Raw genomic sequence first — 12993 nt, forward strand, 5'->3', positions numbered from 1 at the left:
CTGGGCGGCTGGTGGTTCACACTCAGGAGGCGGACGACCCCGGCGTCGGCACGCCACCGGCGACCGCACGGGCGGGCGGCGCCGACGCCGGGGCCGGTCGCAGATTCGCGGGTACGGGCAGCGCGCTGCCCCTGATGAACTGGCCCCAACTGGTGTTCCAGGCCGTCCAGCCGTTGCCCGACTGGAGCCGGACCTCGGTGCCGGTGACGGTGACCAGGTCACCGACCTGGGTGACGCCCATCAGCCAGTCGGCGTTGGCCGGCGAGATGTTCGTGCAGCCGTGCGAAACGTTGCGGTGTCCCTGATCCGACACCGACCAGGGTGCGCCGTGGATGAACTCGCCGCCCCAGGTGAGCCGCTGCGCGTCCTCGACGTTCACCACGTAGCCGCCGTTCGGCTCGCCGCGCGTGTCGAACGTGGTGTACTGGTACTTCTCCATGATCACCATCTTGCCGCTGGACGTGGGCGTGCTGCGCTTGCCGAGGCTGACCGGGATCTTCCGAATCAGTTTGCCGTCGCGCAACACCCGCATCTGCTTGGTGGCGTTGTCGACCTCGATCGCCACCTGCCGTCCGATCCGGAACGTCGCGGTGCGGTCGGCGTCACCGACGAGGTCCTTGCCGATCGGCAGACCCTCCAGTCCGGCCCGGACACTGATCGTCGTGCCCGGCCGCCAGAAGTCGGGGGCCCGGTAGTAGACCTGACTGCCGTCGTCGACCCAGGACCAGGCACCCGGCTGGGGTGGGCTGGTCGTGACGAACAACCGACGTTGCACGGCGGCGCGGGCCGCCCTGGCGATGGGCGGATCGAAATCGATGGTCACCGGCATGGCCGTGCCGTACGTCTGCTTGTCGGCGACGTACAAGGTGCTGCTCACCTGCGGCTTCGTCGACGACGCCGCGGTGGTGAAGCTGGTGGTGCGGGTGGTGGTCCGCCCGGAGTCGCCGCTGGCGGTCACCGACGCGGTGTACGTGTGCTGCGGGCGCAACGGGGCGCTCGGCACCCAGGCGGAGCCGTCCTCGCGTGGCTCCGCCCTGACCACCGTGCCCGCCTCGTCGACGATGCGGACGGCGGTGATCCTTCCGCCCGAGACGAGCGGAACCACCTCGGCGCTGAGCGGCACGTTGCGGGAGAGATCGGCGGGTGTGACGGTGAGTTCAGGCGACGGCACCACCTGCTCGGCCGAACGTACGGCGGCCTTCCGCTCGGTGGTGCATCCACCGAGGGCCAGCGGTGTCGCCGCGACGGCCACCGCGACGAGCACCATCCGCCTTCGTAAACCCATCGAACGCCCCCCGGCTCCCGTGTGCTCCGTGGCGGCAATTCTCTCCGCGTCGTCTGCACCCCGCGCCGTTTCCGCAAACTACCCAACAAAGGTGCTGCCGCTGACTGACACCCGTCGCCGACCGGAAGGCGGCACATCGCCTCGATGGGCCTTCCAAGCCACTGTCGCCTCCTGCGCAAAGGCCAGTGGGTGTGGTCGCCACTTATGACGAAGGCAGGGCCAGTGGGCTACCACCCCCACCAGCCCTGCCACAGCTTGCGCCCGGACTCGGCGAGAGACAGGGACGTCAGCTAGGTGAAGAGTATGCAGCCATCCCCCGTCCAGGCTCTGCGTCATCTGACACACAAGCGGACTCCTCACGGAATCGAAACTCGCACCGCAGACACTCGCGTCCTCGCAATAATTGTTAAATTTGTTCTCCGGATGGTCGATCCGAATCGAGTTCTGGGTCTACCGCTCCGCGCCTTGAGGGCCTATGCTCCCGGAACCAGGTTTCGTCCCTTGTGGCAGGTCGGCTCCCCTACCAGGGCCTTCAGGATCTCCACCTAGGACGCGTCCCGGACTCGGCGATGTGAGACGTTCAAGGAGACGTCATGAAGACAGATCCAAGCTTGATCTTGGGTGGGGTTGTTGTTGCGATTGCATTTATGGTGCTCGCGGGCTACGTCGTGTCGCAGCTCAGCGGCCGGAGCAGCAGGATCATCGTTGCCGTGCTTCTAGCCTTGGGCGCGCTCTTTGCGACCCTCCCGCCGGTTCTGACCGCCTTGGCGGGCCAGTGACCGTCGACGGGCGCAGCACCTCTGCGCCCACGCTCGCCACTGTGGCTGGCCGCGGCTTCGACCTGACCGAGCTCAGCCCACCGATGGCATTCCTCAGCCGTCTTTCACCCGAGCAAGTGCGCAATCTTGACCAACTATCGTTGGGCCCGAGGACGTACCGCTCGGGACATCGGCTCTTTTTTCAGGGCGAGGTCTCCGGGCCCGCGTTTCTTGTGCGTGGAGGACGACTGCGGCTGACGCTTGCAGCACCCAACGGACACGAGATGCTTGTTGACCTTTGCGGACCAGGAGACATTGCGGGCTACGGCGAGATGTTCCTCGAGAGTAAGCGCCAAGTGACCGCCACAACCGATGGCGACACGGTCCTTCAAGTACTACCTCACGCTGACCTGCGACGACTCATCGATCAGCAGCCTGCCATTGGGCGCGAGCTTCATCGCTACACGCTCACGCGTCTCGATGCCAGCCGCACCGTCGGCCTTGCCAACGGCACATATTCCGCAGCTGCTCGAGTTGCCCAAACACTTATAGACATCGACCGCAGATTCGGCTTCCGACAACCAGATCGTACAAGCCGATTAGATGGCATCAACCAGAATGACATCGCTGGCATCACCGCCGCATCCCGGGAAACTGTCGCACGCGCCCTTCGACAGCTTCGAAAACTTCACGTGGTCAATACCGGGCGAAATTCCGTGATCATCCTCGACCATGACCTCCTGACCTTGATCGCGAGTGACTCCGATTTGACGGCCAAGAAAAAATGAGGTCGTCGAAGTCTCGGTAGTAGCTGGCACGTCCGGCGGGAAGAGGCTGACTCGATTGGCGCAGCATCAGAGCAACCGGTCTTGGCCCGCCCCGTTCGCTGAACCACAGAAGGGCTGGGAAGGCGACGAGCCGATCCGCCCACCGACCCGAGCCCCGGCATCGACCTAGAGCCGCTCACCGAACGTTCGACGAAAATCGTGTTGGGGCGGCCTTCCTCAGGATGGCCCGCGACCGCTGCTGACCGGATGCGGCAGAGCACGCCGAGATGCGGAGTGCCGGCGCAGCCGTCGATTACGGTTTTTGGAGAAGAATCAAGAAATTGAGATCGAGCCGACATCGCAGCGGCTCCGCAGAGCTAACGAGGCAATCGCGCTGCGCTATTTAAGGGAGACTTAATCGTGCCGACTGGAAGCGGGCAGGGGGTCCGCTCGTATTCTTCCCTCTCGGAAGAAAGGTGTGCCCCCGTTGATAAATCTCCGCTCCACCCCTCGACACCGCCGTTCCGTCACCGCCCTGCTGCTGGTGAGCGTGGCGCTCGCCGGCGGCTGCAAGGAGGCACCGGCAACACCGGGCGCCTCCGGCCCGTCCAGCGACACCGGCATCGGCTCGTCCGGCCCGGACGCTCCGACGGCCACGACCCCGGGCGACCCGTCCGCCACGCCGAGCGCCCCGGGTACCTCGGCCACCCCGTCCGCGCCGAACAAGCCGTCCACCCCGGCTACCAGCGCCGCACCGCCCACCGCCTCCGGTGGCTGGATCACCATCGACGCCGCCGCGCAGGCCGCCGCGACGAAGGCGTTCTTCGCGCGCAAGCCCAAGCTGGTGACCGGAAACCCGGTCAAGGTGCCCGAGTTCAACGTCGGCTGTACGACCAGCCACCACAACAGCGACGACCCGATCGTGCTACCGAAACTGGTGGGCGGCTCGCACAACCACACGTTCTGGGGCAACAGGTCGACCGACGCCAACTCGACCGCCGAGTCCCTGCGGGCGTCGAAGGCCACCACCTGCAACTCGCCTGACGACCAGTCCGCCTACTGGGTGCCGACGATGTACCAGAACGGCAAGGTGGTGGACCCGAAGGAGGTGACCGTCTACTACGGTTCCCGCCTGAAGGATCCGAGTAGGACCCAACCCTTCCCGTTCGGCCTGCGAATGATCACCGGCAACGCCAAGAACCAGGTCGACACCCCGGACAAGCAGGGCAACCACTTCTGGTGCGCCGGCATCGGTGGAGAGATCGGCCGCAGCGCCGACAAGACGTTCCCGGTCTGCGCCAAGACCGCGCACATCGTCCGGCAGATCACCTTCCCGGACTGCTGGGACGGCAAGCACCTGGACAGCCCCGACCACAAGGCGCACATGGCCAACGGGGACCACACCGGGGCGTGCCCGAAGAGCCACCCGGTGCCCGTGCCATCGGTGTCCTTCGTGATCTCCTACCCGTTGAGCGCGAACACGGACGGCATCACCCTCGCGTCCGGCACGTCGTTCTCGATGCACGCGGACTTCTTCAACGCGTGGAAGGACGAGGCGCTCGCCGCACGGGTGCGCAACTGCCTCGACCAGGGCGTGAAGTGCAACTCGGCCGGTAACTTCTAGAGCGGTCGGTCGATGTGAGCTGGCCAGCGGATCGTCGCGGGTTAGTGATCGAAACGTAGCGAGGTCTCCGGTGGACGGCTCTGCCACCGGGCGGAATTGAAGACCGGGGACCTCGCCTAGTACTGCAAACGGCAGTAGGCGAATCGAGTTCGACTCGCGACCGGCTGCCTCACCGGGGTAGGCGGGCCTCGATGGTGTCGGCGGCGTGCAGGGCGCCGCCCGCCGTGCGCAGGTCGTTCTGCATGGCGCGCAGTCGCTGCCGGGTAGTTGGCTCGTCGAGCAGGCCGCGGACGGCTTCGCGCAGACGTTCGGCGGTGGCGTCGGCGGGAGTGAGGACCGTTCCGAGGCCGAGGGCGGCGACGCGTTCGGCGGTGGTTTGCTCCTCGGGGGTGTGGGGGATGGCGACCATCGGCACGGCCGCTGCCAGAGCTTCCATCGTGGAGTTCATGCCGGTGTGGGTGACGAAGGCGTCGGCGTGTGCGAGTACGGCAGGTTGTGGAATGTGTTGGTGGGCCTCGATGTTTGCGGGCAGTGGGCCGAGGTCGGTGGGGTTGATGCTGCGGCCTACGGACATCACGACGTGGTACGGCTCGTCGGTGAACGCTTGGATGCAGGCGTGGAAGAAGTCCCGGCGGCTGATGATCGTGCCTAGCGAGACTAGGACCATCGGACGTCGCGGGGGCGTCCAGTCCTGTGCGGCGGGCATCCGGGTGGGGCCGACGAATGCGTAGCGGTCATTGTCGAAGGTTTCGTTGTGCACGTGGAAGGACTTGGGCTGGTAGACGAGGTTGAACTCGGCGGGTTTGTAGAAATCGTGCAGCTGGAGTGGGGGGATGCCGTGCCGGCTGAGGACGGCGTCGAGCAGGGTGTCGAACTCGGCTTTGACGGGGCTGGCGGCGAACATGCCGACGATGAAAGTCCCGAAGTCGTAGCCCTCGCTGGCGGCGTGGGCGGACCAGGACTGGATTCTGGGGAGATGCCACTTGGCGGCGAGCATCGGGCCGGCCCATGCAAGCCAGTCGTTGACAATCAGATCGGGCCGGTCGTCGGCGTATCGCGTCTCGATCTGCGGCAGAACGTGCTCTAGTTGCTGGAGCAGGGCGAGGGTGGCGCGTGCGGCGGCGTCCATGCCGTCGATCACGATGGTCTCGGTGGGGCGGGGCTCATAGGAGATGGTCTCGGCCCCGGTCGGTCGGATGCGTTCGACCATTGAGTCGTCGGCGGGAAAGGTGATGCGGTGACCCCGCTCGACCAGTTCCCGCGCGATCGGCAGGAGAGGGTTGAGGTGACCGGCCTCGGGGAGGCTCATGAAGGCGATGTGGGCCATGACGGATCTCCTTACACAGTAGGTGCCGAACCGCCCGCTGCGGAGTGCCTATTTCGGGCGGAATCGGTATCCGGGCGGGCGTCAGACGGCGTCGAGGGCGCTTGGGCTGTCGGCGAGGCGGCGGGTGGGGTTCTTGCCGGGCAGGCCCAGGCAGAGCACCGCGCAAATGAGGAAAGTGCCGATCGCCCAGGGGGTCGCGTGTGTGATGGCGCCGGTCAGGCTTTGGCTCGCGTGGGCGAAGAAGAGATTGCCGATGATGGCAACGCCCAGGGCGCCGCCGAACTGCTGAGCGGTGGAGAAGATGCCGGAGGCGCCCCCTGCGAGATGCTCGGGTACCGCGGTGAGGACGATGTTGACCAGCGGTACGACCACGAAGCTGAGGCCGATGCCGGCGACGAGCAGGCCGGGCACCAGCGGCCAGGCGCCGGCGTGCCGGGGGATGGCGTCGTTGAGGGCGCGCTCGACCCAGAACAGTCCGCCAGCCATCAGCAGGTTCCCGATGACCAGGACGTTGCGGCCGATCATGGCGGCCAAGGTGACGACGACGGGAGCGGAGATCAAGGAACCGGCGCTCATGGCGACCATCAGCACGCCAGCCTGGCTGGGTGTGTAGCCTTGGCCGGCCTGCAGCCAGATGGTGAAGATCAGGAAGAAGCCGGACATGCCGGCACCGAACATCAGCTGGATCAGCAGACCCGAGCCGAAAGCTGGCCGCTTGAAGAGCGCGGCGGGCAGCAGTGGACCTTCGATCCGGCGCCAGGACTCGTAGCCCACCAAGGCGGCAAGGGCCAGGATACCGCCGCCCAGGCAGATCCAGCCCCATGGCGGCCAGCCGTTCGAGCGGCCCTCCACAAGCGGCAGCACGATCGCCACCGGGCATAGCGCGAGGATCAGGTTGCCGGCCACATTGATGCGTCCGCCGGCCCGTCCCTGTGAGGCGGGGATCCACTTCGCGCCCAGCAGCAATGCTCCTGCGGCGATGGGAATGTTCACGGCGAAGAGGGTGCGCCAGCCCCAGCCGAACAGGTCCCAGTCCGTGAGCACTCCCCCGAGCAGCACACCCGCGGCGTTCGCGACGCCCGCTGCGACCCCGAACAGGGCGAAGGCCTTGCCGCGCTCCGAGCCGTTGAACATGGCGCGCAGTGAACCGAGCACCTGCGGCAGCAGGGCTGCGGCGGCCACTCCCTGGACTGCACGGGCGGCGATGAGCTGGCCCGGGTCGTAGGCGATGGCGCTGCCCGCGGACGCCAGGGCGAAGCAGGCCACGCCGGTCAGAAACAGCCTCTTGCGGCCGAACCGGTCGCCCAGATGTCCCGCGATGATCAGCGTCGCGGCGAACCCGAGCATGTACGCGGACACCGTCCACTCCAGCTCCGCCGATGAGGCGCGCAGTTCACGGCCGATGGACGGTAGGGCGGTGTTCACGATCGAGGCGTCGATCAGATCCAACAGCGCCGCGATCATCATGACGATGGCGGCGGCCCACCGCTTCGGATATGCCGCCGGGCCCACGGCCGCACCCGTGGGCCCGGCGCTTCGGTCGCCTAAACGAGACATGACACTCCTTTGCACACATCGCCCGGCTCGCGGGCGGAGGCGCCGAAGCCATCGGCACGGAGGGTGCGTCAGCGGATCATACGCCCGAATGTCAGTATCATACCACGACATGGTATAGTCAATTCGTCGATTGATTAATGCGCGTGGGCGGATGGCATAATCAGACCGTGACAACACGACATACCGCCCAAGACCGGGAGCCGGCCGGGCCGCAGCGGACCAGGCGATCGCCGGCCCCACACGAGCGGCAGCGCGACGCTGAGCGCACCAAGGCCCGCATCCTTGACGCCGCGGTAGAGGTGTTCTCCGCCAAGGGCTTCGACCGTGCCCGCGTGACCGACATCGCCGAACGCGCCGGTGTGAACCAGCAGCTCATCTCCTACTACTTCAACAGCAAGCGGGGCCTGTACCAGGAGATCGGCCGCCGCTGGCGGGCCTACGAGGCCGAGACCATCCCCGACGATCTGGACTTCGCGGAGCAAATCAAGCGCGGCGTGCGAGCCAGCGTCGACCCTCGATTCGGCGGGCGCCTGCTCGCCTGGGATGGCCTCTACGACACCGACGAGAATGATGAGGGGGCACAGGAACGCAACGCCCAACTCCAGCAAGAGGTGCAAGCGCTCCGCGAGCGGCAGCGCGCCGGTGAGATCGACGACCGCTTCGACCCGGCCGCGCTGATCCTCATCGGCCTAAGCGCTGGCAACGCGCTCGCGGTCTATCCACACCTGGCCCGCGGCCTGTTCGGCACCGACACAGTCTCACCCGAGCTGGTCGAACACTACGCCGAACAACTCGCCCAGGTGATCAGTGCTCTGCCGGCAGCAGTTCCACCCAGCGTGCCACGGGCACAGCCAAGTTGCGGTGGCGGCGGATGCGATCGGCGAGGTGGCTGAGGTTCGGCTGGACAACGAGATCGTGGACGGGTCGTAGGCCAGATCCGTGGGATCCGTGATGCTGCGCCGAATCAACAGCCAGTGGCCATATCCGTCGACGGTGCCGGGCAGGGAGGCCACGGCCCAGTCGTAGAGCCGCGGCCCATTGGCGCCGTCACCGCAACTGCGCCGCTTCCGCGCCAGGGCCGGCGCGTTCGCGGCAAAGACGTCCGGGCGGGGGTTCCCGGTCGTGGTGGGGATCCGCTCGTTGCGGGGCACGGCGACGACGTAGCCGATGCCCTGCTGCTGCAACCAGGTCCGGAACTTCGAGTTCTGCCCGTATGCCTCGTCCGCGGTGACCCACTTCGCCGGCAGGCCGGTGCCGTACTAGGGCGCGCTCCTCGACCGCAGCGTCCCGCTGCTGGACAGTGACCGGATCTCCGCACAGTCGCGGCAGGAACTAACCTCTATCGTCTACCGCCTGCGGGCGGACGGACCCACCGGCACAGGGACGGGCAGATGACCGACGACCAGGAAGCCGCCGGAGCGATGAACTTCATCTTCGAAGCTGGCGTCCTCAAACGCGCCGCCCGGACCGGCTGGTGGTTTGCCGGCGTCAAACAACCCGAGTCCATCGCCGAACACTCCTTCCGAACGGCGCTCATCGGGATGATGCTCGCCGCCATGGAGGGCGCCGACCCGGCCCGAGTGTCGATGCTCTGCACCCTGCACGACACCCAGGAAACCCGGATCACCGACATTCCTCACAACGCCAAGCGCTACCTCACCGCCGTACCCAACACCGCGGTCACCGCCGACCAGGTCGCCGCCTGTCCCCCAGCCGTCGCCGACGTCATCACCGCCGCCGTCGCCGAATACGAAGCCGGGGAGACACTGGAAGCTGTCGTCGCCCGCGACGCCGACAAACTGGAATGCCTGGTCCAAGCCGTCGAGTACCGCCATCAGGGCATCGACAACGTCCAGCGCTGGATCGACAGCTCACGAGCCGCTCTAAAGACCGCCAGCGCCCACCGTCTTGCCGACGCCGCTCTTACCGGGCAACTCCTCGCCTGGCTCACACCCCCGCCGCAGCATTAAGCGTTCAACACTTGGCGTTCCACTGTGGAAGACGCTCGGCAGACGAACGCCATCCGGACCGAACGGCCGCCGACACTCGACAACTGAGCCTTTTCAAGCTGATTTCGCAGTTCGGAGGGGGTGCGGCAGGCCCGGAGATCGATGAGGGCGAGGAGCCAGGTAAGACAGCAGTCGACCCGGTCGACCGGGCACACGCGCGGATTCGTGCTCGTGGCGAACGGCGCCATCGCCACAGTGACGTGGCTCCCGGTGGGGGCATCTTCCTTGGTTGATCGCTGTCGGACCGGGAGCCTCACCTCAACCCGCTGTCGCGGGCATCCGAACCCGTCCCCACAGCACACGTCAGTCGAAGAACGCTCAATGGCTTCGGATCAGGTGCGCTTGCGGCGCGCGATCTCGTCAGAGAGTTGCTGCACCTGGGCGGGGTCCGCGTCCCGGGCAAGGGCGACGTAGTGGTCCATGACGGCCGGCCGGTAGCGCACGGGCATCGTCTGCCCTGGGGCGAGTCGGGTGAGCTCGGTGATCGTGAGGCCTTCGTCCGCGATACCGCGGAACGAGATGCCGTCGGCGGTCTCCACGTCGAACATCAGGGCCACGCGAGGGTTGCTGTTCACCTCCCGCCAGTCGACGAGAACGCCGAGCGCAAGCGCCCCCGTACGCAGTTCCGCATTGCGAGCCCGCGCGTCACTGCTCATCAGCGGGTTCGGGGCGATCCCGGGGAAGTCGGGCCCGACGCCGAGCGATTCCCGACTCAGGTCGGGCCTGAGCTGGTCCATCAGATCGCTGTGGTTGTTCGTCGAACCGATGATCCTGCCGATCATCGCGTCAAACATCCTGCCGAACATCCTGACCTCTTCCCCACAACGCTGCCGGAGTCTCGGCCTGGCGCTCCGCCTCACCGCGATTGTATGGCGGCCATTCCCGAGCGCCATGGCATCACCCCGTCTCGATGGAGTCGCCGTCCAAGCCTCGGGGTACCGCCATCAAGGCGTCGACAGCGTGCAGCGCCGGATCGTCAGCTCACGAGCCGCGTGGCGGGTATTCACCGACGACAGGAGGCACTTACTCGCCCGCGGCGCGCAGACGCCGCCGCGACGGGTCGGATATTCGTACGACGGCGGCGGCCGGTCACCTTGCGGGTGACCGGCCGCCGTTGTGTCGATCAGTTAGAGCTTCGCCGTGCCCGCCTCGGTGGCCTCCTGCACCGCCGACGAACGCCGAAGCTCGGCCCGCTCGTCGCCAGCCTCCGCACGGTCCGCGCCGGCCACCTGCGCCGACCGGTTGGTGGTCGCCGCCGCCTGGTCACCGGTCACTCCGCCACGGATCCGGTTGTTGGTGGCCACCTGGGCGGCCGGGTCGTTGGACGTCACCGTCAACGAGCCGTTGATGATGTTGTCGTCGACGGTGACGCCGCCGGTGGTGCTGGTGACGCTCACGTCCGCACCCCAGTAACCGCCGGAGGCGCAGCTGTCGAGAGCGCCGTTCGGGCCGAGCTGCACCCCGCCCACGTTGCCGGCGAAGGTGGCCCGACCCTGCACCGCGCTGCCGCACACCACGCTGCCGGTGGCACTGTTGAGCACCGACAGCGTGCCGTCGACGAACGAGTCGTGCAGGTCGGTGTAGTAGGTGCCGGTGCTGCTCAGGTTGCGCTGCACCTGGGTGCCGCCGTCGAGACGGACCTCACCGGCGCCGACGCTGACGTTCCCGGTGACCGTCGACCCCTCGGCGAACAGGAAGCTGTCGATGGTCGCGGACCCCTTCGGCCGTACGGTCACGGTGCCGGTGCGGGCGTCCTTCAGGAAGATGCCGTACCCCCCGGCGGCGAGCACCACCTGGCCGTCGACAGTGGTCTCGGTCGCGTCGAGGTACCCGTCGGCGGCGACGCGGACCTCGCCGCTGACCCGGCCACCGCGCACCACCAGGTTCCCGCCGGCCGCGACGGTGACGTTGCCGGTGATCGTGGTGCCGGTCAGCGCACAGGACTCGCCGGCGGGCACCAGCAGGTCGTTGGGCACGGTCACCGCACCGCCGGTGCCGATGCAGTGGGTGACCAGGTCGGCGTGGGCGGAGGGTGCCACGGCCAGCACCGAGGCCGCGATGACGGCGCTCACGGTGGCCAGCTTGGCGACGGTACGTCCGGGCATCGTTGTACTCCCTGTCGGTGAGGTTCGAGGGCTCATGCGCCGACGTCCGATCGGGCCGCGGCCCGGACGATGGCGCCCTGCTGCCGCCGGTCGAGCGTGCCGCCGGTCACGAGCGCGGCGGTGACCGCTTCGACGTGCCTGACGAACTCCGCGTGACCGGGGTAGTCGGCGTTTTCGGCGATCAGATCGTTGATGGTGCAGCCGTCGCCGGTGTCGACGTTCGCCACACCGGTGTCGGCACCGCCGACGATCACGGTGGCCCGGGTGTCCGACTCGGGGCAGCGGTCGGTGCCGTCGACCACGACGGTGAATGTGGTCGACTGCTCGGTGGAGGTGTTCCCGGCGGTGTCGGTCGCCCGGTAGCGCAGGGTGTGCGCGCCGGGCGTCCGGACGGCGACCGCGGCGGTGTACGCCGTCCAACCGCCGGAGTCGAGCGCGTACTCGATCCTTGCCACGCCCGACTCGGCATCGGTCGCGGTGACGGTGACCGTCGCCCCGCCGACGTACGCGCCGCCGTCGTCGCGGTCACCGGCGACGGTGGCCGTGACGGTGGGCGCTGTGGTGTCCTCGGCCGGCGGCGACACGATGGTGAAGTGAGACATCTGCTCGGCCGAGGTGTTGCCGGCGACGTCGGTGGCCCGGTAGTGCAGCATGTGCATCCCGGCCCCGGTCACCACGATCGGGTCCACGTACGCGGTGAAGGCGGCGCCGTCGAGGGCGTACTCGATGGTGGCGACGCCGGAGCCGCTGTCGGTGGCGGTCAGCGTCGCGGTGGCCGTACCCACGTAGTTGCCGTCGCCGTCGCGGTCGCCGGTCAGCGCGGCCGTGACCACCGGCGCGGTGGTGTCCTCCTCCCCCGGCTCGACGATGCGGAACGACACCGAGCCGACCGCACTGGTGTTGCCTGCCGTGTCGGTGGCCCGGAACTGCACCGAGTGGTCGCCGACGGCGGTCACCCGCACCGGCTCGGTGTACGGGGTGAAGCTGGTGTCGTCGACCTGGTATTCGACGGTCTCGACACCGGAGTCGGCGTCGGTGGCCGTCACGGTCACCGTGGCCGCACCGAGGTAGTTGCCGTCCGGGTCCCGGTCACCGGAGACCGCGCCGGCCACCGTCGGCGGTGTGGTGTCGCCACCCCCACCGCCCTCGGTGACGACCAGTTCGCCGACCATCTGGCTGTGGCCGGGGATCGAGCAGAAGTAGCGGTACCGGCCCGGGGTGAGGGTCACCGTCGCCTGGTGGCGGCCGTTGTTGGCGTCGAACGGACTGGCCAGGATGTTGACTGTGACGTCGTGGTTGTAGCCCTCGGTGCTGGTGTCGAAGGTCAACGTGTGCGGCATCCCGATGGTGTTGCCGGTGGCCTCGCTGTTCTCCCAGATGATCGTGGTCTCGCCGGCCACCGCCTGGGCGGGTGCGGACTTGTAGCGGGTGATGTCGCCGTCGGCGGTCCAGGTCAGCACCTGTGCCGCGGCTCGGGGGGCGGCGGAGGCGGACGTCGCCACCCACGGGGTCACCGTGAGCAGGAGCGCCGCCAGCACTGCCGTTATTCGTCGGGTCATCG

11 protein-coding genes and 2 pseudogenes are annotated in these 12993 nt (G+C 67.7%); 6 read left to right on the forward strand and 7 right to left on the reverse strand.

All coding sequences use genetic code 11. The annotated features are described in order from the left end of the window. Nucleotides 1-22: 22 nt before the first annotated feature. Complete coding sequence (locus AB0C15_RS20465; protein WP_357354149.1) at nucleotides 23-1285, reverse strand: Ig-like domain-containing protein; 1263 nt, start codon at nucleotides 1283-1285, stop codon at nucleotides 23-25. 593 nt (nucleotides 1286-1878) lie between these two features. Here AB0C15_RS20465 and AB0C15_RS20470 point away from each other — a divergent pair. The 3 genes from AB0C15_RS20470 to AB0C15_RS20480 all read left to right on the forward strand — a co-directional run bounded on the left by AB0C15_RS20470 (nucleotide 1879) and on the right by AB0C15_RS20480 (nucleotide 4434). Further along, nucleotides 1879-2064 carry a hypothetical protein gene (locus AB0C15_RS20470; RefSeq protein ID WP_356980844.1) on the forward strand — a complete coding sequence of 62 codons (186 nt, stop codon included), beginning with the start codon at nucleotides 1879-1881 and terminating at the stop codon, nucleotides 2062-2064. Beyond that, a complete protein-coding gene (locus tag AB0C15_RS20475; protein WP_357354151.1) occupies nucleotides 2061-2831 on the forward strand; it encodes a Crp/Fnr family transcriptional regulator in 771 nt (256 codons plus the stop codon). The genes AB0C15_RS20470 and AB0C15_RS20475 overlap by 4 nt, the downstream gene beginning before the upstream one ends. Nucleotides 2832-3297: 466 nt before the next feature. After that, nucleotides 3298-4434 (forward strand): DUF1996 domain-containing protein, encoded by a 1137-nt coding sequence (locus AB0C15_RS20480; protein WP_357354153.1) that lies wholly within the window; start codon nucleotides 3298-3300, stop codon nucleotides 4432-4434. A 169-nt stretch (nucleotides 4435-4603) separates the two neighbouring features. Here the strand turns inward: AB0C15_RS20480 and AB0C15_RS20485 are convergent, their stop codons facing one another. Both AB0C15_RS20485 and AB0C15_RS20490 read right to left on the reverse strand, forming a co-directional pair. After that, nucleotides 4604-5761, reverse strand: a complete 1158-nt coding sequence (locus AB0C15_RS20485; protein WP_357354155.1) for a macrolide family glycosyltransferase — start codon at nucleotides 5759-5761, stop codon at nucleotides 4604-4606. Nucleotides 5762-5842: 81 nt separating this feature from the next. Continuing rightward, nucleotides 5843-7273, reverse strand: a complete 1431-nt coding sequence (locus AB0C15_RS20490) for an MFS transporter (protein ID WP_357354157.1) — start codon at nucleotides 7271-7273, stop codon at nucleotides 5843-5845. Nucleotides 7274-7485: 212 nt separating this feature from the next. Between AB0C15_RS20490 and AB0C15_RS20495 the strand changes: the two genes are divergently transcribed. After that, nucleotides 7486-8211 carry a TetR family transcriptional regulator gene (locus tag AB0C15_RS20495; protein WP_357354230.1) on the forward strand — a complete coding sequence of 242 codons (726 nt, stop codon included), beginning with the start codon at nucleotides 7486-7488 and terminating at the stop codon, nucleotides 8209-8211. 243 nt (nucleotides 8212-8454) lie between these two features. Here the strand turns inward: AB0C15_RS20495 and AB0C15_RS20500 are convergent. Then, a pseudogene (locus AB0C15_RS20500) lies at nucleotides 8455-8565 on the reverse strand (transposase); the annotation flags it as partial. 22 nt (nucleotides 8566-8587) lie between these two features. Here AB0C15_RS20500 and AB0C15_RS20505 point away from each other — a divergent pair. Beyond that, nucleotides 8588-8713 (forward strand): annotated as a pseudogene (locus AB0C15_RS20505) (transcriptional regulator); the annotation flags it as partial. Continuing rightward, entirely contained in the window at nucleotides 8710-9288 is a 579-nt protein-coding gene (locus tag AB0C15_RS20510; protein ID WP_357354159.1) for an HD domain-containing protein, read from the forward strand. The pseudogene AB0C15_RS20505 and the gene AB0C15_RS20510, both read left to right, overlap by 4 nt. A gap of 371 nt (nucleotides 9289-9659) precedes the next feature. Here AB0C15_RS20510 and AB0C15_RS20515 read toward each other — a convergent pair whose 3' ends face one another. From AB0C15_RS20515 to AB0C15_RS20525, 3 genes are all read right to left on the reverse strand, one after another. Then, nucleotides 9660-10121 (reverse strand): hypothetical protein, encoded by a 462-nt coding sequence (locus tag AB0C15_RS20515; RefSeq protein WP_357354160.1) that lies wholly within the window; start codon nucleotides 10119-10121, stop codon nucleotides 9660-9662. Nucleotides 10122-10454: 333 nt separating this feature from the next. Continuing rightward, nucleotides 10455-11432: a hypothetical protein gene (locus tag AB0C15_RS20520; protein WP_357354162.1), complete on the reverse strand. Its 978-nt coding sequence runs from the start codon at nucleotides 11430-11432 to the stop codon at nucleotides 10455-10457. Between the two features lie 32 nt (nucleotides 11433-11464). After that, on the reverse strand, nucleotides 11465-12991 hold the full coding sequence (locus AB0C15_RS20525) for a plastocyanin/azurin family copper-binding protein (protein ID WP_357354164.1): 1527 nt from the start codon (nucleotides 12989-12991) through the stop codon (nucleotides 11465-11467). Nucleotides 12992-12993: the final 2 nt, after the last annotated feature.

Source organism: Micromonospora sp. NPDC048835 (assembly GCF_040649995.1).
Taxonomy (GTDB): domain Bacteria; phylum Actinomycetota; class Actinomycetes; order Mycobacteriales; family Micromonosporaceae; genus Micromonospora.

What these genes read in the sequence shown, in the direction of transcription:
- AB0C15_RS20470 (WP_356980844.1), top strand. Translation starts at nt 1,879, where the DNA reads ATGAAGACAGATCCAAGCTTGATCTTGGGTGGGGTTGTTGTTGCGATT.
- AB0C15_RS20485 (WP_357354155.1), bottom strand. Translation starts at nt 5,761, where the DNA reads ATGGCCCACATCGCCTTCATGAGCCTCCCCGAGGCCGGTCACCTCAAC.
- AB0C15_RS20515 (WP_357354160.1), bottom strand. Translation starts at nt 10,121, where the DNA reads ATGTTTGACGCGATGATCGGCAGGATCATCGGTTCGACGAACAACCAC.
- AB0C15_RS20520 (WP_357354162.1), bottom strand. Translation starts at nt 11,432, where the DNA reads ATGCCCGGACGTACCGTCGCCAAGCTGGCCACCGTGAGCGCCGTCATC.
- AB0C15_RS20510 (WP_357354159.1), top strand. Translation starts at nt 8,710, where the DNA reads ATGACCGACGACCAGGAAGCCGCCGGAGCGATGAACTTCATCTTCGAA.
- AB0C15_RS20465 (WP_357354149.1), bottom strand. Translation starts at nt 1,285, where the DNA reads ATGGGTTTACGAAGGCGGATGGTGCTCGTCGCGGTGGCCGTCGCGGCG.
- AB0C15_RS20525 (WP_357354164.1), bottom strand. Translation starts at nt 12,991, where the DNA reads ATGACCCGACGAATAACGGCAGTGCTGGCGGCGCTCCTGCTCACGGTG.